The organism is Halodesulfovibrio oceani subsp. galateae, from assembly GCF_055397225.1.
Genome location: NZ_AP042453.1, coordinates 2,744,982 through 2,764,884, shown reverse-complemented (window position 1 = coordinate 2,764,884; position 19,903 = coordinate 2,744,982). Strand labels below are relative to the sequence as shown.

Annotated in this window: 14 protein-coding genes and 1 tRNA gene; 6 read left to right on the top strand and 9 right to left on the bottom strand. The window is 44.9% G+C overall.

Going from position 1 to position 19,903, the window contains the following annotated elements:
• The first annotated feature begins 155 nt into the window (after positions 1–155).
• Positions 156–551: a hypothetical protein gene (locus ACZ5V1_RS12430; protein WP_464389110.1), complete on the top strand. Its 396-nt coding sequence runs from the start codon at positions 156–158 to the stop codon at positions 549–551.
• A gap of 161 nt (positions 552–712) precedes the next feature.
• Here the strand turns inward: ACZ5V1_RS12430 and ACZ5V1_RS12425 are convergent, their stop codons facing one another.
• Together ACZ5V1_RS12425 and ACZ5V1_RS12420 are read right to left on the bottom strand one after the other, a co-directional pair.
• Positions 713–3,127, bottom strand: a complete 2,415-nt coding sequence (locus ACZ5V1_RS12425) for a methyl-accepting chemotaxis protein (protein ID WP_464389109.1) — start codon at positions 3,125–3,127, stop codon at positions 713–715.
• A gap of 528 nt (positions 3,128–3,655) precedes the next feature.
• Positions 3,656–4,222 carry a flavodoxin family protein gene (locus ACZ5V1_RS12420; protein WP_464389108.1) on the bottom strand — a complete coding sequence of 189 codons (567 nt, stop codon included), beginning with the start codon at positions 4,220–4,222 and terminating at the stop codon, positions 3,656–3,658.
• A 223-nt stretch (positions 4,223–4,445) separates the two neighbouring features.
• Between ACZ5V1_RS12420 and ACZ5V1_RS12415 the strand changes: the two genes are divergently transcribed.
• A complete protein-coding gene (locus tag ACZ5V1_RS12415) occupies positions 4,446–5,060 on the top strand; it encodes a LysE family translocator (RefSeq protein ID WP_160712558.1) in 615 nt (204 codons plus the stop codon).
• Between the two features lie 193 nt (positions 5,061–5,253).
• On the opposite strand, the gene ACZ5V1_RS12410 is transcribed toward ACZ5V1_RS12415, so the two are convergent.
• The 3 genes from ACZ5V1_RS12410 to ACZ5V1_RS12400 all read right to left on the bottom strand — a co-directional run bounded on the left by ACZ5V1_RS12410 (position 5,254) and on the right by ACZ5V1_RS12400 (position 7,250).
• Positions 5,254–5,979: a LuxR C-terminal-related transcriptional regulator gene (locus ACZ5V1_RS12410; RefSeq protein WP_464389107.1), complete on the bottom strand. Its 726-nt coding sequence runs from the start codon at positions 5,977–5,979 to the stop codon at positions 5,254–5,256.
• 511 nt (positions 5,980–6,490) lie between these two features.
• Positions 6,491–6,700: an alkylphosphonate utilization protein gene (locus ACZ5V1_RS12405; RefSeq protein WP_160712562.1), complete on the bottom strand. Its 210-nt coding sequence runs from the start codon at positions 6,698–6,700 to the stop codon at positions 6,491–6,493.
• Between the two features lie 109 nt (positions 6,701–6,809).
• Complete coding sequence (locus tag ACZ5V1_RS12400; protein ID WP_464389106.1) at positions 6,810–7,250, bottom strand: PACE efflux transporter; 441 nt, start codon at positions 7,248–7,250, stop codon at positions 6,810–6,812.
• 158 nt (positions 7,251–7,408) lie between these two features.
• Here ACZ5V1_RS12400 and ACZ5V1_RS12395 point away from each other — a divergent pair, with 158 nt between their 5' ends.
• Entirely contained in the window at positions 7,409–8,293 is an 885-nt protein-coding gene (locus ACZ5V1_RS12395) for a LysR family transcriptional regulator (protein WP_464389105.1), read from the top strand.
• A 92-nt stretch (positions 8,294–8,385) separates the two neighbouring features.
• Here the strand turns inward: ACZ5V1_RS12395 and ACZ5V1_RS12390 are convergent.
• The 3 genes from ACZ5V1_RS12390 to ACZ5V1_RS12380 form a co-directional block, all read right to left on the bottom strand.
• Positions 8,386–8,461: transfer RNA gene (locus tag ACZ5V1_RS12390), tRNA-Thr, on the bottom strand.
• A 141-nt stretch (positions 8,462–8,602) separates the two neighbouring features.
• On the bottom strand, positions 8,603–11,761 hold the full coding sequence (locus tag ACZ5V1_RS12385) for an efflux RND transporter permease subunit (RefSeq protein WP_464389104.1): 3,159 nt from the start codon (positions 11,759–11,761) through the stop codon (positions 8,603–8,605).
• Between the two features lie 2 nt (positions 11,762–11,763).
• Positions 11,764–13,104, bottom strand: coding sequence for an efflux RND transporter periplasmic adaptor subunit (locus ACZ5V1_RS12380; protein ID WP_464389103.1), 1,341 nt, complete (start codon positions 13,102–13,104; stop codon positions 11,764–11,766).
• 415 nt (positions 13,105–13,519) lie between these two features.
• On the opposite strand from ACZ5V1_RS12380, the gene ACZ5V1_RS12375 reads away from it, so the two are divergent.
• From ACZ5V1_RS12375 to ACZ5V1_RS12365, 3 genes are read left to right on the top strand one after another with little or no spacing between them, the layout of a single operon-like run.
• Complete coding sequence (locus ACZ5V1_RS12375) at positions 13,520–15,109, top strand: ArnT family glycosyltransferase (RefSeq protein ID WP_464389102.1); 1,590 nt, start codon at positions 13,520–13,522, stop codon at positions 15,107–15,109.
• Positions 15,109–15,651, top strand: coding sequence for a zinc/iron-chelating domain-containing protein (locus tag ACZ5V1_RS12370; RefSeq protein ID WP_464389101.1), 543 nt, complete (start codon positions 15,109–15,111; stop codon positions 15,649–15,651). Before ACZ5V1_RS12375 ends, ACZ5V1_RS12370 begins: the two co-directional genes overlap by 1 nt.
• Before the next feature lie 26 nt (positions 15,652–15,677).
• Positions 15,678–18,104, top strand: coding sequence for a penicillin-binding protein 1A (locus ACZ5V1_RS12365; RefSeq protein WP_464389100.1), 2,427 nt, complete (start codon positions 15,678–15,680; stop codon positions 18,102–18,104).
• 167 nt (positions 18,105–18,271) lie between these two features.
• Here the strand turns inward: ACZ5V1_RS12365 and ACZ5V1_RS12360 are convergent, their stop codons facing one another.
• The gene (locus tag ACZ5V1_RS12360; protein ID WP_464389099.1) at positions 18,272–19,648 is read right to left on the bottom strand and encodes an ATP-grasp domain-containing protein; all 1,377 of its coding nucleotides are present in this window, start codon (positions 19,646–19,648) and stop codon (positions 18,272–18,274) included.
• Between the last annotated feature and the right edge of the window lie 255 nt (positions 19,649–19,903).

Below are 19,903 nucleotides of genomic sequence, written 5' to 3'. Positions count from 1 at the left end.
TTAGTGGATCGCGAGATGCTTGTTCTGAATGTTGCAGCACAAAGTTTCGTATTCAAGATCTTTTAATAATAGAGATGTTGTAGATAAGTTACTTTCTGTGCGTCATCATGGATGTGCTGCAACAATTCGGAATTCTGGTATAAAAGGAGAGAATTATGCGACAGGAAAAGTTAATTGCTATTGCATTTGTAGTTGCAGCACTGATTTTTTCAACTGTAACGTATTCATTTGCTGAAAGAGTTATCGTAATCCAGAAAATGACTCCCGTTAAAGTGCAGATGGTCGAATTCAGCATGTACCGTGTATCCCCTTGTAATATTGGTGCGGTCGTCGTCCGGCCGATGATGCCGCGCCCACGGGGATACCAACCAATGTATATGTCTCCGATTTGTCCACGATACATGATGATGTGTCCTTGCACGAAAGCATACCCAGACGAAAGTCGAATTAGGACTCACAGAAGTGAAAGAGCAGCAATGGTCCCTAATCTTGATAACAGAACATACGGGGTTAAATACCATAACCTTCATGGCGATTACGTTGCTCAATAACCGTTAATGACGGCTGTGTCCGTACCCTGCCTTATGTAGCGGCTAGTGGCTATTTTAGGTCGCGCAGGGTGTTAACATACATGAAGCCCCGCATACTATACTATGCGGGGCTTCTCTATGTGACTGCATTTGCAGTGCGGGGGATGCAGTAGATTCAGTTACTATCTGGATAAAGAATCCAGACGTTGTGCCAGTCTTGAAAGATCCTTAACGTTTTGAGCAGATTCTTGCATTTCTGTCGTAACGCTTCCTACAAGGATATTTATGTCTTCCATTGCTCGGGTCATCTGCTCAGAAGTCGAGGACTGTTCTTCTGCAGCAGTGGCAATAGTTCCAATTTGACTGGCAGCCTCATTCGCAAGGCCTACAATTTCGGAAAGGGCGTTCCCCGATTCGTTTGCGAATGATGTAGCTGTCTCTACGAGCGTCATAGTATCTTGAGTTGTTTGTATAGAAGCGACAGCGTGTTGTTGAATAGCAGCAATTGCACGGTTTACTTCCTGAGTTGCCGTCATGGTTTTTTCAGCAAGCTTACGGACTTCATCTGCAACAACAGCAAAGCCTCTTCCTGCATCTCCTGCCCGTGCAGCTTCAATGGCGGCGTTCAGTGCCAGTAAGTTTGTCTGATCTGCAATATCTGAAATCACACCCAGTACCGTACCAATTTCATCTGCCTGAGAACCGAGCTGCGTCATTGCACCATTCATGGTGTCTGCATGCTGGTGCAGGCTCTCGATGGATTCAATTGCATTTGAAACAATGTTTGCTCCCTGTTCTGCCCGTTCTCGCGTGGCTTCTGACTGCTGTGCAGCCCTTGAAGCACTTTGCGCAACTTCAAAAACAGAAACGTTCATTTGCTCCATGGCGGTGGAAGTTTCACGAATTCGCATTTGCTGTGAATCAACTGAGCCGGAAACATCAGTTATTTTTGATTCCAAAGAGGTGGCAGAATCCAGTAACTCGTGCGCTACCTCTTTTGTTCCTTCGTAAACACCTTCGATAGTGGAGAGTTGCTCATTTATTTCACGTTCGGAAATAACAAGATCTGTTACGTTTCGGGCAACCTCAATGTATCCGGCACGATTGCCTTCAGCATCGTACAAAACATCTGCAACAGGCTGAATGTAGATAGGGCCATTTTCACTCGGGACGGTAATGATGTCTGCTACTACACGCTTCTGTGTTCGTTTTACTTGCTCAATAGGGCAATCTGAAGTCGTACAGACTTCAGTATTGAACACATCGTGACACTGCAGGCACATGAGTCCTTGCTGGTCTGTTCGCGCGGCTTCTTCCACTGCTTTGTTGGCAAGCAGCAAGTTGTAGTTGTTATCAACAGCGAAGATAGGATCAGGAACAGTGTTCAGAACGTTTTTGAATCCTTCCATCTCGTTCAGCATGGTGGTGAGACGTTCCATGAGGGTGTTAAACCAAAGAGTCAGGTCGCCCACTTCATCTTCCTGATTTACAGTAATGCGGTCCTTGAGATCTGCCTTGTCTTCGGCAAGCATTTGGATTTTGGTTGTGATGCTGTTAAGCGGCGCGGTGATATATTTTTTGAGCACTAAAATCATGCCCAGAAGCGGCAGCAGCAGGATTGCTGCAAGAGTTGTTGCCAGTGATGTGTTAGCAGTGCTGGCAAGGCTGAGCGCTTCTGAAGAATCAATGGCACCAATGAGCGTGCCGATGCGCTGCCCTCTGTAGTCGAGCATCGGGGAGCCGATTAGCGTGTAGTTGCCAATCCGCTCAGATGTTTTTTGACGTGATGCGGTGGCGAGAAATTGCTCAGATACCATTTCTACAAACGGCTGATTGTCCGAATTTTTGTTTACAAGAATGGTATCGTAGACAGACGGATATTTGGATGAATTATTAAGGCGTGTGGTAATATTAAGGAACTTTTTGTCCATAAAGAGCATCATTGGGATGTTCTTTTGTTTTGCGATGTCGAATACAGACGCAAAGCTTTTAAGGACTTCGGCAGAACCTACGGTGACGCCGTTATCGTCTTTAACCGGAACAATGCCGCGCATGACAAATCCGCCGCGCCCAAGCTCAATGCCTCGAACAGGGGCACCTGTGCTGTTTACATCCAGTACTGTGCGTCGGAATGAAGAAATATCGTCTGAAATATCAACCCAGCTTCCATTTTTCTTTGTCTGCTTTTTACGCCAAAGACGGACAAGGCTTCTGCCGTTGGGCAGATGGAAGTGAAGCTTCAGTTTTTTACCTGTTGTGGTTTTATAACTTTTTAGTTGTGGCGCGAGTTTTTTGCGAAGCATTGTGCGTGCTTCTTGTGACTCTTTTGATGTAGCATCATCAATATCTCCTGTATGAGCAAGCTGATACGCTGCCAATACTTCTGAAGAATGTGCAAATAGAGATGCAGTTTCTTGAGCAGAAATGCTTACCTGCTCAATATTTTTTTCAATAGCAATGAATGTATCATCAATAATGTATTCAAGGTTATGCTGTTGAATAGCTATAAAACAGTTACTGATGAGAAAGTAGCTTATGATACCAAGTATCGGTACCAGTATCATCTGGGGAAGAGAGAGTTTCCAAAAAAGTTTCATAGCGTAACCTCCATCACAGTTGTGCTATTATGGGCATATGTTGTGCGTTAAATATATGCCGCATGGAATAAGTGATGCATTAAACAAATTTAGCTGCTGAAAATTGCTTTGTAATAGCGTGCAGTGTAATAAATAATCAAAAAACAATGTAATAGTTATTTTTACATTGTGAAATTTTTAACAATATGTACAGCACTATTTGCTACTAAGGGGATAGGTTATGATGAAATGGAGGTTTTGTTGTGATAATAATCACAAACTAAGGTTTTTTAACATTTGGACGATGTTACTCTGTGCCGGAAAATTGGTCATAAAAAAGCCTCTAGTTTTTACTAGAGGCTTTTTTTGTTTTTTGTCAGCGGAAACTGATGGTCGTGGTGCGCGAGGTGGCAGTAAATAAAACATGAGCCGATTGCTTTATGGCTTGAGTATGCTCGACCACACCTGCGCTGCTTCATGTGCTAAATAGGAACGTGGCAGCGAGAATAGGGACGAGATCTGTCCCTTCAGTCGCTGAAGATAGTAGCTTTACGCTACAAGGTTTCGGGCAAAGGCAAGAGCACGTTTTTCAGTGTCTTCAGGGCGGTTGCCGTCGATAGTGCATTTTTCAATGAACAGTTCGCCAACGTTCTGAGTTTTGTAGAATGCCTGAAGCTTATTGAAAGCAAAGCCTAACCCTTCAGCATTGTTTTCGTACATACCGCCGCCTGTGAGCAGAACAGCCTGACGCTTGCCTTCAAGTAACGACACATGATTTGGTTTGTGGTAGTTACAAACGAGGCTCCAGCTTCTGTCCATAAGTGCTTTTACCGGTGCTGTGTAGCCCCAGAAGTATGTAGGGGATGAGAAAAGAGTCACATCAGCGTCGATCATTTTCAGTAAAATTTCTTCTGCATCATCTTTCTGAATACAGTTAATTTCTGTTTCAGATTCTTTGCATTTTGCGCAACCAAGGCATGGTTTGATATCTTTCTTTGTCAGGTTTATGCGTTCTACTTCATGCCCCATTGTACGTAATTCATCTTCCACCCAGCCAAGAATAGTTGCGGTGTTACCGTTTGCTCTGGCGCTGCCGAGCAGTGTTACTATTTTCATTGTAATTCCTTGTAATTTGAATGGTCGATTAGAGGTGAAAAAAGCTATGCAGAAAATGCACTGTAAATTCAATGTGCAGCAGTATATTGCGGTTCAAGAATACTGACAATTCCAAATTGTCATTTGCAAAAGTTTTCTGCAATACATAGAAAATAGTTACTTGCGCACTCGCGCTGGAGAACAAAGAAAGCGCATCAGCGCACGTTAAGTTGGGAGAGATTGGATGACGTTAAGCGTTTGGGTTTCACTGGTATTAATTTGCATTCTTGGAGCAATGTCTCCGGGGCCTAGTCTTGCTGTTGTAGCAAAAAACTGCCTAGGCGGTAGCTGGAAGAATGGTGTTGTCACTGCGTGGGCACACGCTTTGGGTGTGGGAATGTATGCGCTGGCTTCCGTTCTGGGGCTTGCTATTGTTTTGCAGCATAACCCGAACCTGTTTAAAGGGATTGCATATCTTGGCGCTGGCTATCTATTCTGGCTGGGGATAAACGCTGTTCAGTCTAAGGGCGGTGTTGCTGCGAAGCTCACAGCGGGCGGGCAGAGCTCTTTGCTTCAATCTGCTCGTGACGGAGCTATGATTTCGATGCTTAATCCTAAGCTTGCCTTGTTTTTCCTGGCTTTGTTCAGCCAGTTTGTAGCAGCAAGTAATGCTTCGGAAAGCAGAGCGATTGTTATTGCTACTCCAATGCTGATTGACGGATTGTGGTACACAATAATCAGCTTTTTACTTACCAGACCGAGTATTCTTGAAAAGATCAAAGCACGTGCAGTGATGGTGGATAGATTAACTGGTGTGGTTCTTATTGGATTAGCATTGCGAGTTGTCTACACCATTTAGTACCTTATGTTCCCGTAAATAGATTTTCGAAAAAGCCTGAATGCTTCATTCAGGCTTTTTTTTGAAATTTGCATTGGGGTTTATCCGATCAATGTAACCAGCACGATTAAAAAGAGTAATTTGAATACAACAAATGACTCAGTCGTTTCAACTGGGGAATCGCTTTGATCGGGGCAATTGTAACCACTAGGTATTACGGGATGCTTATTAGACCGGCTGTGAGCGCTTTGGCCACTGCCTGAATTCGGGTTGCTGCACCTAATCGTTCTTTTGCAGAATCAATGTGCATTTTCACAGTATGATGACTAATACCGATTTTATCTGCAACTTCGTGAGAAGTAAGTCCACAGGCCAGCCATGTAAGGCATTCCTGCTGACGGGGAGTCAAAGATATAGCGTGCGTATTTTTTGATGTCAGAACATAGAGTCGCTCGTGTGCTGTGCTTGATACGAGAAGTAGTTCTAAAATTCTGTCAGTCGGGACATCATTAAGTTGTGAGACTGTTTCAGGGAAGCAAACGTTAATACCACCTATACGTTTATTGTTGTAAAATGAGGGCATTGTGATGCCGCTGCCATAGTTGAACTCAGACGTTGTCATCTGAATGAGCTTTTGCGCTTTTTCGCAAAGAAGCGGATTTCCAATATCTTTATCACATCCGTATAATAACGGGCCATTGCCTGTAAGGGTGTGATTGATAATATAGTCATACTCAATTGCATTGGTCTCTACGTAGTAGTGGTGCCACCATTCGGGTACCGTAGAGAAGCAGCTGATATTGTTATTAGTATTTTTAAACCAAGTATGAAGTTGGGCTGCTCCCATATGTTTCGCATATTCAACAAATTTTTCCCATAAGTTCTCATGGGAATCAGTAGTAACAATTGTTTCTAATATCTCGTGCAGTTTGTCGTTCATTTCAGTCTCCCATTGCTGGATATGAAAGGCTGTGTGACCTACCTGTTTAGGGAGGTGTTTTAAGCAACATTATGATGTATAGATGTGCACACCATTACGTGTTGAAGTTGCAGTGCATGTAAACGAGTAAGTTGCTTTCTCGCGAGCATGCCACTTCGGCATATAATTCAGATTGTTAGATCCATTTATATACGAGTGTCAGCACGGTTTTATGTGGCGTGTGATACCAGCATTAGCCCATAAAATATGCTGTGCTTTTCTTTTAATGCTTTGTTTAGAAGTATTGCCTCCTCTATACCCTTGGTAGGTGTGGCGTTTTTTATCTACCAGGCGGTTTATATCGACACGGTACGTATATGTAGGGAAAGTGGATCAACTTAGGAGCCGTTGTGTCTCTCAACGGCTCCTTAATCTTAGATAATCTCTTTTTTTCTGCTACTAAAATCAGCAAAAAATAAAAAAGACCGGACAAATCGTTGTTCGGTCTTTTTTTATATGATTTGAAAAGTCGCTATGCTTTTTTCAGGAAGCAAGTCTTAAGGACGATCTGTCCTTTACCTACGCGACATTCAATGTGTTCTGGATTAGAAGTAGTCTGAATTTTTTTGATAACAGTTCCGCGCTTCAGAGTCATGGAAGCACCTTTAACTTTAAGGTCTTTAATTACCAGAACGCTATCGCCGTCGTTAAGAACGTTGCCGTTTGAATCTTTAGTTTCCATACAATCCTCTTTTTTATAACGTCGGTAGTATCCTACCGGTGTGTTTTTTGCTCGCGCCGATTATGGCAGATGTGGCAAACAAAAGAAAGTTGTTTGAAGCGCCTGATTATTAAGCAACTACTGCAACCGGCGGTGGAAAAACCCTGTCGTAGGCCATGTTGTATACAAATGCATATACCGGAACAAACGCTGCAAAACCGATATCAACCATCAATGCTTTCATGAATGAGAAGTTGAGCATAAGCATGACTGCCGGAACCGTGATAACTAACAGTGTTATCTCAAAAAGTATTGCGTGGAGCACTCGGAGCATTCCACTTCGAGGATACAGCGGTTTGTTGAACCGAACCAATGCGTGATCGAACAGGTAATTGTACATGTAGTTCCATGATGCACCGGCGATACTGAGCATAACGCTCATGGCACCAACCTCTTCTGCCGGTTTGCCCAGCGCAAAAGTCATGATTGGAATACAGAGTAGTAAAAGGAAAAACTCAAAGAGAAGTGTGTGACGCAAACGGTCTTTAGGGGTACGCATTACAATAGTCATGTTAAAAGCCTTTATTATTACTGATTTTGTTTTTGAACGAATCATTATTCTTTTTGTTCAATAGACATATATCTCTTGAAAAGAGATTGTTCTAATTAGATACTATCCGAAAAGCGGATAGATAAAGAATCAGGAATGTATTTTTGCAGGAGGGTAAGGTGCTATTTTCTATTGAACAGCTAGAGGCTTTTGTCGCGGCAGTAGAGCACGGGTCGTTTTCCGCAGCAGCCCGATATTTAGGCAAAGCGCAGAGCAGGGTCAGTACGTCGGTTGCGAACTTGGAAATTGATCTAGGTGTGACGTTATTTGATCGTTCAGGAAAATTCCCTGTGCTGACCAGTGAAGGCGAACGGATGCTGAGCACCGTGCGGGCTGTGTTGTATCAGTGCAGAGTTGTCACAGATACAGCGGATCAGATTATTGAAAAGCCACAGGTTCTACTCAGGCTGGCGGTAGAGGAGCTTGTTTCTTCTGAAGTCATCGGCGGTGTACTGGCGGAATTTTCAAAAGAGTTCGACTATATTCAGGTAGAGGTGCTGTGGGCTGCCATTGGTGAAGTAAAAGAATTGATCCTGGAAGATAGAGTGGATGTAGGTATTGCTATGCCTGCATCTGGTTTTCCGGACGAAGATTGTTCATGGGAGCAGCTTGGGAGTGAAAAATTTTGGCCTATGGTCGGCTCAGTGCACCCCCTTGCAAAATTAACTTCTGTGACTGCCGATGACTTATGGGAGCACACACAACTTGTTGCTTCCAGTAAAGATGGAGTGCGCGAAGCAGATTCAGGGATGTTCAGTGAGAAAACGTGGCTGTGTGAAGATAGCCAATTGATGATAGAACTAGCACGTCGCGGTGTGGGCTGGGCATGGCTTGCAGAATCGCAGACATTGCGGCTGCGTCAGCGAGAAGAAATGGTTTCGTTGCCCCTGACATTTCTACAGGAAGGTTACAGCAACTCTTTTTATCTGTTGTGGAAAAAAGATTATCCGCTACGTCCTGCTGAAAAGTGGTTGGCAGCGCGATTGCAGAATGTGCTGACATAACCATGTGGGATGTGCTCCATCCATTAGATCAATCTTCAAAGGTAGATACAAAAAAAGCGGACAACTTACTGAGTAAGTTATCCGCTAAAATATGGAGCTCTCAAGCAGAATTGAACTGCTGACCTCATCCTTACCAAGGATGCGCTCTACCAACTGAGCTATGAGAGCTTCTATATAGAGACCTTGACTGTGTCGAAGGTCAATAGTGCTGTATTGTGAGCACGAGTAACGTGCTGCGAAGAGGGTGTTTATATGGAACACATGTGGGCGTCAACAAGAAAATGTTTTTTTACTGTAAAAAACGTAAAGCTAAGACTCTTCCTGTGTTTTTTCGACTGGAGGTTCACTTTTTGCGTTTGTTTTCTTGCCAAAAAACTCAAGCCAGCGTTGTAAGTGATAGTAGAATCCCGGAACTAGTAACGGAGCAAAGATAGTTGCGGTGATCATACCGCACATTACGGCGATACCAAGAGAGTGTCTGCTTGCAGAACCGGGACCGGATGCTACAACCAGTGGTGATACACCAAGCACAAAGGAGAATGCTGTCATAAGTACTGCGCGGAAGCGTAACTTTGAAGCGGTAAATGCTGCTTCTTTCGCTGTTTTTCCTTCTTTGTAGAGATCCATAGCAAATTCAACAATAAGAATAGATGTCTTGGCAGCCATACCAATCAGAAGAATTACCCCTACCTGCGCATAAATGTTATTGCTCAGTTCATAAATTGGTGCCCAGTAATGGATACCTGCTATGGCGCCGAAAATTGCTAAAGGAACAGACCCAACAATGGCGATAGGCATAATCCAACTTTCGTACTGCGCCACAAGGAACAGGTATACGAATGTGAAGGAAAGCAGGAAGATGAGCGGTGCAAGGTTGCCTGCTTCAATTTCCTGAAGTGAAAGTGCTGTCCATTCAAATGTGTAACCGGGGGGAAGCTTTTCGGAAAGTTTTTCCATGGTTGCAATGGCATCACCGGAACTATATCCGAGTGCCGCACCGCCATTGATGGCAACGGTGCTGTAAAGGTTGTAGTGAAAGACCTGTGCAGGGCCGAGAATCGGAGTGATTGCTGCAACGGAACTAACCGGAACCATTTCATCTTTGCCGTTGCGTACGTAAAAAAGTCGGAAGTCTTCTGGCGTTGCGCGGAATTGTGCATCTGCCTGAATATTTACCTGATAAATTTGTCCTTCCTTCACAAAGTCGTTCACATACAGAGAGCCGAATTGTGCTTGCAGTGTTGCGTAAATATCCCCGAGTGAAATTCCCAGAACCATCGCTTTGTTTCTGTCTACATCAAGGAAATATTGAGGAACATCTGTACGGAAAGTGGTGAACGCCATTTGTACTGCTGGGTCTTGCGTTGCATCAAAGGCAAGTTGTTGAGCAACCTTGGCGATGTTTTGCGGTGGACGACTTAATGTATCCTGAAGCTGGTATGCAAACCCGTTGGTGGTACCGATACCCGGAATTGCAGGTAACTCAAATGATCTAAGAAAGGCATCAGGATATTTTCTATACAGCTTATTAGCTTCAGCCATAATATCCCGTAACGTTTTACCCTCCGGCCTGCTGTCCCAATCTTCCAGCATAACAATAATAAGACCGGTGTTGGATAAGTTACCGGAAAGAAAGCTACGGCCGGAAACTGTAATTACACGCTCTACGCCGCTCACTTCTTTCGTCATATCCGTAATTTCTGTCAAAACTCTCTGGGTTCTATTTAATGATGAAGCTTCAGGAAGCTGTGCATCAACAAAGAAGAATCCCTGATCTTCGTTAGGAATAAATGCAGTCGGAGTGTTGGTGTACAGGTACCCTGTGTATCCGAAGATCGCGAGAACTATGACCAGCGTAAGAAACCCTCTACGAAGGATGCCTGTGATAATTATTCCGTATCGTTCTGTTGACCATTTAATGGCGCGGTCAATCGGTCGAAGGAAAAAAATAGGTTCGAGCTGTCCTTCTTTAAGGATGAGTGAGCACAGGGCAGGGCTTAACGTTAGTGCGTTAACCGATGAGATAAGAACAGATACGGAAATGGTTACCGCAAATTGTCGATACAAACCGCCGGTAATGCCCGGCATAAACATAACAGGAACAAATACAGCCAGTAGAACAAGCGTTGTTGCAATGATCGGGCTTGTTACTTCTGACATGGCGACACGTGCCGCTTCTTTAGGCGGTAGTTTCGAGTCAGTCATGTGCCGTTCTACGTTTTCGATGACCACAATGGCATCGTCAACGACGACCCCGATGGCAAGCACAAGTCCAAATAGCGAAATGGTGTTGATGGAATATCCCAGAGCCTGCATAACGGCAAAGGTACCAATCAGGGATACAGGGATAGCTACTGTCGGAATAAATGTGGCGCGTACGTTTTGCAGGAAAAGAAAAACAACTAAAACAACAAGGAAGACAGCCTGAAGCAGGGTGGTCACAACTTCATCAATGGAGCGACGGATAAAAATTGTTGTGTCGTAAGGGATTAAATAGTCGACCCCGTTAGGGAACTGCTTGGAAAGAATTTCCATTCTTTTGTAAATATTTTGTGCAATATCCAACGCGTTGCCGTCGCTGTTCTGATATACAACAACAAAAGCCTGCGGCTTGTTGTTCAGATTTGCATAAGAGTCGTACGATTTGTCACCCAGTTCTGCACGTCCGATATCTTTGACACGAACAATTGCTCCATTGGGTGATGTACGAAGGATTATGTTGTTAAATTCTTCTGCGGTAATTAATCGACCTTGAGCCTGCACTGTGTATCTGAATTGTTGCTGCGGAACGTTCGGGCCGCCGCCAACGCTACCGGCTGCAACAATAATGTTCTGTTGTTCCAGAGCGTCTTGAACATCAGACGTAGTCATTCGGTACGATTCCATAAGTCTTGGATTAAGCCATATGCGCATTGAATATGGGGAACCGAAAATCTGTACGTCTGAAATACCTTTGATTCGTTTAAGCGGATCAACAATAAATTGTTTCGCGTAGTTGTTTAAAAACAAGCTTGAATACGTGTTGTCCGGTGAAATAATACTGACGCCGAGCAGCATGGTTGTGGACTGTCTTTTAACGGTTATCCCCAATCTTCGAACTTGCTCCGGAAGGTTAGGCAAAGCCTGTGAGACTCGGTTCTGTACGTTTACCTGCGCAATATCCGGATCAGTATTCGGAGCAAAGGTGATTGAGGTTGTGGATGTACCTGTGGTGTCGGCGGTAGAAGAAATGTAGATCATGTCTTCAACGCCGTTGATATTATCCTCAAGAGGCTTGATGACCGTTCGCTCTAAAATTTCTGGGCTCGCACCCGGGAAATTTGCCGTTACGGTAACAACTGGCGGCGTAATGTCCGGGTATTGAGCAACAGGGAGCGTGATCAATGCCAAAGTCCCCACAAGGGTAATGACGATGGATATGACAATGGCGAACTTAGGCCGGTCAATAAAGAAATGGCTGATTGTCATACTCAGCTCCCACTATTTGGAGTGGAAGATGGTGACGTTTTTTTCGATGAATTGGGTGGTGGCAAAATAGTATTTGGCTTAGCCGGCGGTAACTTTTTTGCATTCGGATCGGCGTCAGGTGACGCATCTTTTTTGTCAGGTTCTGTTTCAGTCCAGCGTGGGTTTTCGGGAATATTTTTTTTCGAACCAGTTTTTTTCGGAACAATTTTCGATGGGCCAGAACCTTTAATTTTCTTTGTTGGATGCTTTGTAATAACACCTGTTTTGGGGTCAACATTAACAAGGTGAGGATCAACAGGCTTGCCTTGCTGAACCTTCTGTAAGCCTTCTACAATAATATGTTCTCCGGCATGGAGTCCGCTTATTACTACCCACATAGCATCAAGACGCATCCCGAGTTCAACTTTACGGGACGTTGCAACATTGTCTTTATCCACTACGACAACGGTGTAGCCGGATTGGGTTTGCTGTACGCTCGATTGCGGGATGACTGGCATACGTTTTTTTTCTGCATCTTCTACTATAACAGAAACGTACATGCCGGAAAGAAGCAGGCTTTCAGGATTTGGAAAAACGCAGCGCAAATCAATTGTGCCGGTATCTTTATCAATAAACGGTTGTGCAAAATCCAGTTTTCCTTCCAGAGGGTACGAAGTGCCGTTAGGAAGTCTGAGCATGAATTTCAATTCAGGTGATGATCCGTAGCCCCATTTTTCGCGGTATGTGACAACGTCCTTTTCATCCACAGTGAAATACACGTAGATTGGGTCAATTGAGTAAATAGTCGCAAGTGTGCCGCTGCTAGGAGAAATAAGGTTGCCGACAGAATAAACAATTTTACTTATGCGACCTTTGAACGGGGCAGTAATAGTGGTGTATCCAAGATTGATGGCAGCAGAATAGACCTGAGCTTTGGTTGCATCGACTTCCGCTGCGGCTTGTCGTTCTGTACTGGTGTACGCATCCAATTCAGATTTACTGATGTTTTTTCCTGCATACAGCTCTGCACCGCGTCGAAGATTTTGTTTTGCTTCAACAAGAGCCGCTTTTGCTTTTTCAACATTAGCCTTTGCCAGCTGAAGATCAGCTTCAAATGGTTTAGGGTCTATTTTGAAAAGCACCTGATTTTTTTCGACAATATCACCTTCCACAAAGCCCTGTGTTAGCAAAAAACCTTCCACGCGGGATTTAATTTGCACGATGTCTTTTGAATCAACACGCCCAACGGCGTCCCATTTATTGGCGACAGGAAATTCTGAAACAGAAATAACATCCACACTCGGCGCAGGGCGTTGTTGCGGAGCTCCGTTATCGGAACAGGCTGCAAGTGTGAATACACACATACAACATGCCGCTAGGGATAATATTCTCTGATAGTAACAAACTGCCATGCCGCCTCCGGATGTAGTCTCAATATTTTTAATTCACGGATTTTCGGAATAAATGTAAAGCTGACGAGTCGAGGGAAATGTCAGACAGTGTAGCATGTTACCATAGTTTCTATGCAAAGCTAAGAGAGAAGTGTGTTATATCCATGAGGCTAAATAAAAAATACAGGGAACTACGTTCGTTTCGAAGATTAATTGAAATATCAAATAGTTATTTAAAAACCTGCAGAGTTGACAATTGGGGATAACTGGTATGAATTAGGGAGCGTTTTCCGTATCAAGGATATAATGCGCTTTTTCTGGTGCTCGTCACATTTTTTTGAGCCTTGAGCTAGCGTGATCATTGTATATTGTTTTTGTGAGGTCTATTTTGAATAACACGGCTATTTGGCAGCGACATCCATATCTTGTGGCTGCTGCGATTATTGTATGCACAACTTGTATTCGCATCGCGTTTTTATCGAGTAACCAGCTTGATCTTGTGTACGACGAAGCCCAGTATTGGGATTGGACTCGTCACATGCAGTTTTCTTACTACTCCAAAGGACCTCTGATTGCATGGATCATTAAAGGTTGGACAACGCTTTTTGGTAACACACAGTTTGGTGTTCGTTTTGGCGCTGTTTTTAACTCTTTTTTGACTCAAGGTATTCTGTTGTACGGCATGGGACACATAATGAAGCGTCCGATTGCAGCCCTCTGGGCAGTAATTCTTGCCAATACAATTCCATTGTTCCTCGCTTCCGGCGTATTGATGACAACAGACAGCCCTCTACTTGTGTGCTGGCTTACGTCTCTATTCGCAATCTACGCTGCCAGTGAAAATCCTGAACGAAAAGCACCGTATGTAATACTCTGTATTGCGGTTGCTCTTGGAATTCTTGCTAAATACATGATGCTTGCCATGGCGGGTGTTGTGTTCTTTTATTGTATCGGGCTGTGGCGCAGAAAGATGCTCAGTCCCGTGTTTGTAAAGCGTGCGGCCATTGCTATTGCTGTTGGCACAGTTATCGGTTTCTTGCCGATTCTTATCTGGAATATGCAGAACGACTGGGTGGGCTTCCGCCATGTTGCTAAGCTTGCAGGGGTTACTTCCACTGCTACTGCAAAACCGTTTTTCCGTTTTGACCGCTTTCCTGAATATTTCGGCTCTCAGATCGGCTTAATCACCCCGTGGTGGTTTGCTTTCCTTATCTTTGGTGGTTGGACAGCCCTGAAACAGGGGTGGACGAAAAAAGGTGCCGAAGCTCTCGGAGATGACAGCAAGGTGCGTCAGGCTATCTTGTTAAGCGTCGGTTTCTGGATGTTGTGGGGCTTCTTTATTTTTTGGAGTTTCCATACCCGCATCTATCCTAACTGGTCTGCAATGAGCTACGCAGCGGGCATTATGCTTGCGGCACTGGCAGCTGAGCAGGGACATGTCTGGGGTAAAACTGCACTGGTTATCCGCAGCAAACGTATTCCGCTTCGTAAAACGGGCGTTATTATCGGGGTAGTGCTGTTTCTTGTGATGCATTCACTGGGAGAACTACCGTTTAGAACCCGTTCTTTTAACCCTGCTATGCGTTTGATGGGTTGGACAGATATGTCCAGTAAGCTTCAGGAGCTTACTGATAAGATGCCGGACCCTGATAAAGTTTTTTATTTTTCTGACCGCTATGGTGTGACTGCGAACCTTTCATTCTACGCACCTAAGCAGCCGCAGGCGTTTTGCGCGGATTTCGGACGTCGAAAAGCACAATATGACCTGTGGGAGACACCTGAAGCCAAAAAGGGCTGGGACGCAATATTTGTCCGTCATAAACCTATTGATCTTCAGCCACTTAAGAAGCTGTTTGAATCCGTCGAAGTTATGGAGTATCAAACAACGCATACGAATGGCTACGGTCCCAAATATTATATTGCTATCCTAAAAAATTATAACGGCGAATGGCCAAAACGTGACAGCGGAAGTTATTAATGACTGCATCTATCTCTACGAAAATTGATCCAACTGTTTGCGAACGTTGCGCAGAAAAATACGACACCTGTTGTCATGCAGACCCCCAAGATATCGAGCTTTGCTTCCCATTGTCGGATGCAGAGTGGGCTAAAGTTAAAGCGGCGGCTCCTGAAGTTTCAGGGGCAAATGACGTTATTAACTCGCCTGAATTTATCACGACATTAAAACGACTTTTTCCTCATGATGGATTAAAAATAGATACACAATTCCCTGCAAACGAGACTCATAGGGTTCTGCAATCCAATGAAAAGGGATATTGTGTTTATCTGACAGAGCAAGGGTGTAGACTCCCGAGAGAAGCGCGCCCATGGTTCTGCCTGCTGTTTCCCTTCTGGGTACGCGGCAACGAGCTGACTATGTTCACGGCACAAGGGTGTCTTGTATGCCGTGAAACCGACACCGTAGAAGAATCGCTGGAACTGCTAGGAATGGACAAACCCCAGGTTAGGGAGTTGTTTGCATCACTGCGTTCAGCGTGGGGCTTCGATAAAGGCGAGTAGCCACCCTGCAAACGAGATTAAACTTTATGAAAAAAATATTCCTGTATGTTTGTATCTGCGTTGCGCTTGTGGCGGCATTGGGTACGTTAGCTGCCTCCGGTTTATACTGGTGGGCATCTAAAGACTTACCAAGTTTTACCCGTATCAATGACTATCAGCCGCCATTGGTCACAACTGTATATGCTCGTGATGGGCAAGTGCTCGGGCACTTTTATCGGGAAAAACGTTTTCTGGTTTCTCACGAAAATATGCCTGACCTCGTTAAGCGAGCTTTTCTTGCTGCTGAAGATGATAGTTTTTACGACCATGATGGAGTTGACCCGAAAGCAATTTTCCGCGCGTTTATCAAAAATATGCGTGCTGGCTCTATCAGACAGGGTGGTTCTACAATCACTCAGCAGATTATCAAGCGACTGCTTCTTTCCTCTGAGAAAAGCTACGAGCGTAAAATTAAAGAAGCAATTCTCGCATTTCGTCTTGAGCGTTATCTGACGAAAGATGAGATTCTTACTATCTACTTAAACGAAATTTATCTTGGTGCTGGAGCTTACGGCGTAGAAGCCGCGGCTCGCACCTATTTTGGTAAACATGTTAATGAACTGACCATTGCGGAAGCTACAATCTTAGCTGGGCTTCCACAGGCACCTTCAAAATACAACCCATTACGTGCTCCGGGGTCTGCTAAGGCTCGTCAGCGTTACGTGTTGGGTCGTATGCTCGATCTTAACTGGATTACTCAGGAACAGTACGACACCGCAATTACAGCACCGCTTGTTTACAAGAGCATGGAAGATCCAAGCTGGAAACGTGGGGCATGGTATTTAGAGGAAGTACGCAGGAAGCTTATTAACTACCTGAGTGAAGATAACATGCGTAAGCTTGGTATCGAACTTCCTCGCTACGGTGAAGACGCTGTCTATGAAGCTGGTCTTCAAGTACACACAGCTGTTGATTTAGACTATCAGGATGCTGCTGAAGTGGCCTTACGTGCAGGTTTGGAAGCATCTTCCAGACGCAGGGGCTGGCAGGGACCTATTCAGTCGATTGAACCAGAAATGGTAGATGATTTCTTGCAGCAGCAGGAAGTTATTCCAGCAGTTCTGACAGATAAAAAATGGATTCAGGTACTGGTCACCCGAGTTGAAAAATCCGGTGTGGACGTACGATTTGGCGAAATGAAAGGTCGTATCCCTGTATCAACCATGAACTGGTGTCGTAAGCCGAACCCAAAAGTGGCGACCGATCATGTTCCATCTGTTAAAGACGCACGACGAGTTCTGAAGGTTGGAGACGTTGTCTGGGCTTCTATTGCAGTACCTGACCGTCTTAAAGATACTTGGGAACCACGTCTGCTGACAGAGCAAGACGTTGTGCCGTTGGCTTTGGAACAGCATCCTAATGTACAGGGTGCGGTTGTTTCAATGGACCCACGCACAGGTGATGTGTTTGCATTGGTTGGTGGGTATTCTTTTACAGAAAGCCAGTTTAACCGTGCCACACAGGCGAAACGTCAGCCTGGTTCTGCATTTAAACCGATTGTATATTCCACTGCGATAGATAATGGGTACACCCCTGCTTCTATCGTGCTGGATGCACCGATTGTATATACAGATCAGTCTACTTCCAAAGTCTGGCGTCCTCAGAACTTTGAAGGCATTTTCTATGGACCGACCTTGCTGCGTACTGCACTTGTTAAGTCCCGTAACCTTTGTACCATCCGTGTTGCAAAATCGCTCGGTATTCCAAAGGTTGTAGAACGTGCTAAAGCTATGGGGCTTGAAGGGCCGTTCCCGTATGACCTTTCTGTGTCTCTTGGTTCCGTTGCGGTTTCACCGATCAACTTAACCGAAGCATACACAACATTTGCCAACGGCGGCCAATGGTCAAAAGGACGTCTCATTAAGTCTGTAAAAGATGCATGGGGTGATGATATCATCTCCATTGAGACTCAGCGCACTCAGGGCATGGACCCTGAAACATCCTACATTATGTCTACCTTGCTTAAGGAAGTTGTACAGGATGGTACTGGCTGGCGTCTTAAAGTCCTCAAGCGTCCTATCGGCGGTAAAACAGGCACAACAAACGATGAAAAAGATGCGTGGTTTGTCGGGGTGACTCCTTACCTTGTAACAACCGCATACGTTGGCTTTGACCAGTTAACCCCTATGGGTAAATGGGAAACAGGCTCTCGTGCTGCATCTCCTGTTGTGCGTGATTATCTGCAAAAAGTTATTAATGACTTCCCTGAGGAAGATTTTGAAATGCCTGCAGGGGTTATTCAGGTTCGAATTGATGCCGGTTCCGGCAGAGTTGCCAGTGCATATAGTGGTAAAAGTTACTTCCTACCGTTTAAGCAGGGAACGCAGCCGACCATTATGCAAGGTCAGCGCCTGACCCGTGAACAACGGGACCCTGTTGAAAGTGGTGAAGATTTGCTTAAGCAGATGTTCTAAAAAACGTCATATAAAAGCCGGTATAACTAAGTTGTACCGGCTTTTTTTATGGCGAAATTTTATTCGGATATTTCGTCACGAATGCTTTACGTTGAAGCGCCCCGATGAATGTGTTCATCGGGGCGCTATATATTCAGTAGTAGGTACGGATGGGTAATCGACGCAGCCTACTTGATGATCCGTTTTGGTCGCTCAGGAACCAAGCCCTGAGGATAGATGGTGATGCTCTGCAGGAAGGTATCGGCAATGAACTTTCCTGTTTCGTTGAGTGACCCGTTTGTTTGCAATAAAGGCTCAGTCCAGTCCAGTGTACTTATAGGCCCCCCGGGGGCAACCGAGACCGAGGACTCTGGTGTTTGTGTTACACCGAATGGTAGCTTTTCATATTCAGTCAGGTTCTTTTGCACAGTTACGAGGTGGGGCTGCGTGTTGTGGAAAATCATCTGCCCCAATTGTGGTTGCTTCGTTGTGAGTTCTCTCAGTGGAATTTGTGGCGGCGGTGGAAGTCCTAAAAACGCTGCCATGTGTGTCATGTACACATCAGGTCTATCCAGTATCTTGTCGACGCTGGCGCACATCTTTGATGATCCAAGGAAGCGCGGGTTAGCTTCAATAAAGTAGAGCTGCTCATCATGCAGTAGTGCGTCTATACCAAAGGCACCCATAAAGCCTTTTGAAGCAAGCCATTGCCCAACGTCACGAATCATTGCTTCTAATTGGTTAATGATGTGTTCAGGCAGATCGTGAATCATACCAAAATCGTTGCCTGAATAGCCTGCGTTTAACGGCGTGAGTTCCGGCACGCCAATGCATTGGAGGCTAAGCGGGTGTAATGAGACTCTTCCGTCTGAAAATACTGTTGCTGACGCAGACAAAGAGGATGCACCTGAAAAATACGGTGAGTAGGCGACAAGTTGAGTCTCGTGCTTTTGGAGCCATTCCCATGCCGTTTCAAAACTTTCCTTGGAGTCTACTCGCACAAGGCCTGAGCGTGCCGATGCTGCGTGAATGCGGAGCATGACAGGTTTTTCCATGGCTGCACGGTAAATTTCCTGTTTCGCGGCTTCCGTTATCTCAAGATACTTCCAAGGAATGATACGTATGCCTTTGTCGTGCAGCGCTGTTTCTATCCATGTTTTATGGTTAAATGGATGCTGGAATTCAGAAAACAATCCTAAAAGCATGGTGTGCCTGTGGTGTAGAAAATAAGCCGTGTCGATGAAGGCCATAGGCTTGTACGGAATCAGGCAGGATGGTTCTTCCAGCTCTTTAATCAAAATACGGCGCAACTCTTTAATGCCCTCCGATGTGTCTGCAGAGGCGTCGTAGGTGTACGGGTTCACTCTATGATGCATCATACTTTCATAGGTGTACTCGGTAATTGCTTCGTGCTGCGCGGGGCTGCCGTAGCAAATCGAAACAATAGGGTTTTTAAAGTCAGTAAGGGGGATAGCATCGCACCCTCGACTCCCGACCCAGACGATCTTTCGATCCTTGATCTTTCCACTAATACGCTTTCGGTATGTCGTACGTTCTGTAGGCATAACTACCTCAGCTCTGGAGTTTGGGGTTAATGACAAAATGAAATCTCGATGCGACAGGGCACATCGTCCCTAAGAGTGTATTGCAGGTAGAATGAGGCAGAGTATTATAGAATGAACGAAGTGGTGTTTTTTTGCGATTTGAAAAAAAGTGAGTTGACACCGATGAGGATTTGAGTACAGGATATACTAAGCCATTGTGCGCGCGATTTAATGCGCACGTCGCTTAAGGCTGTTTTTCCCCGTGTTTTGTGGGGG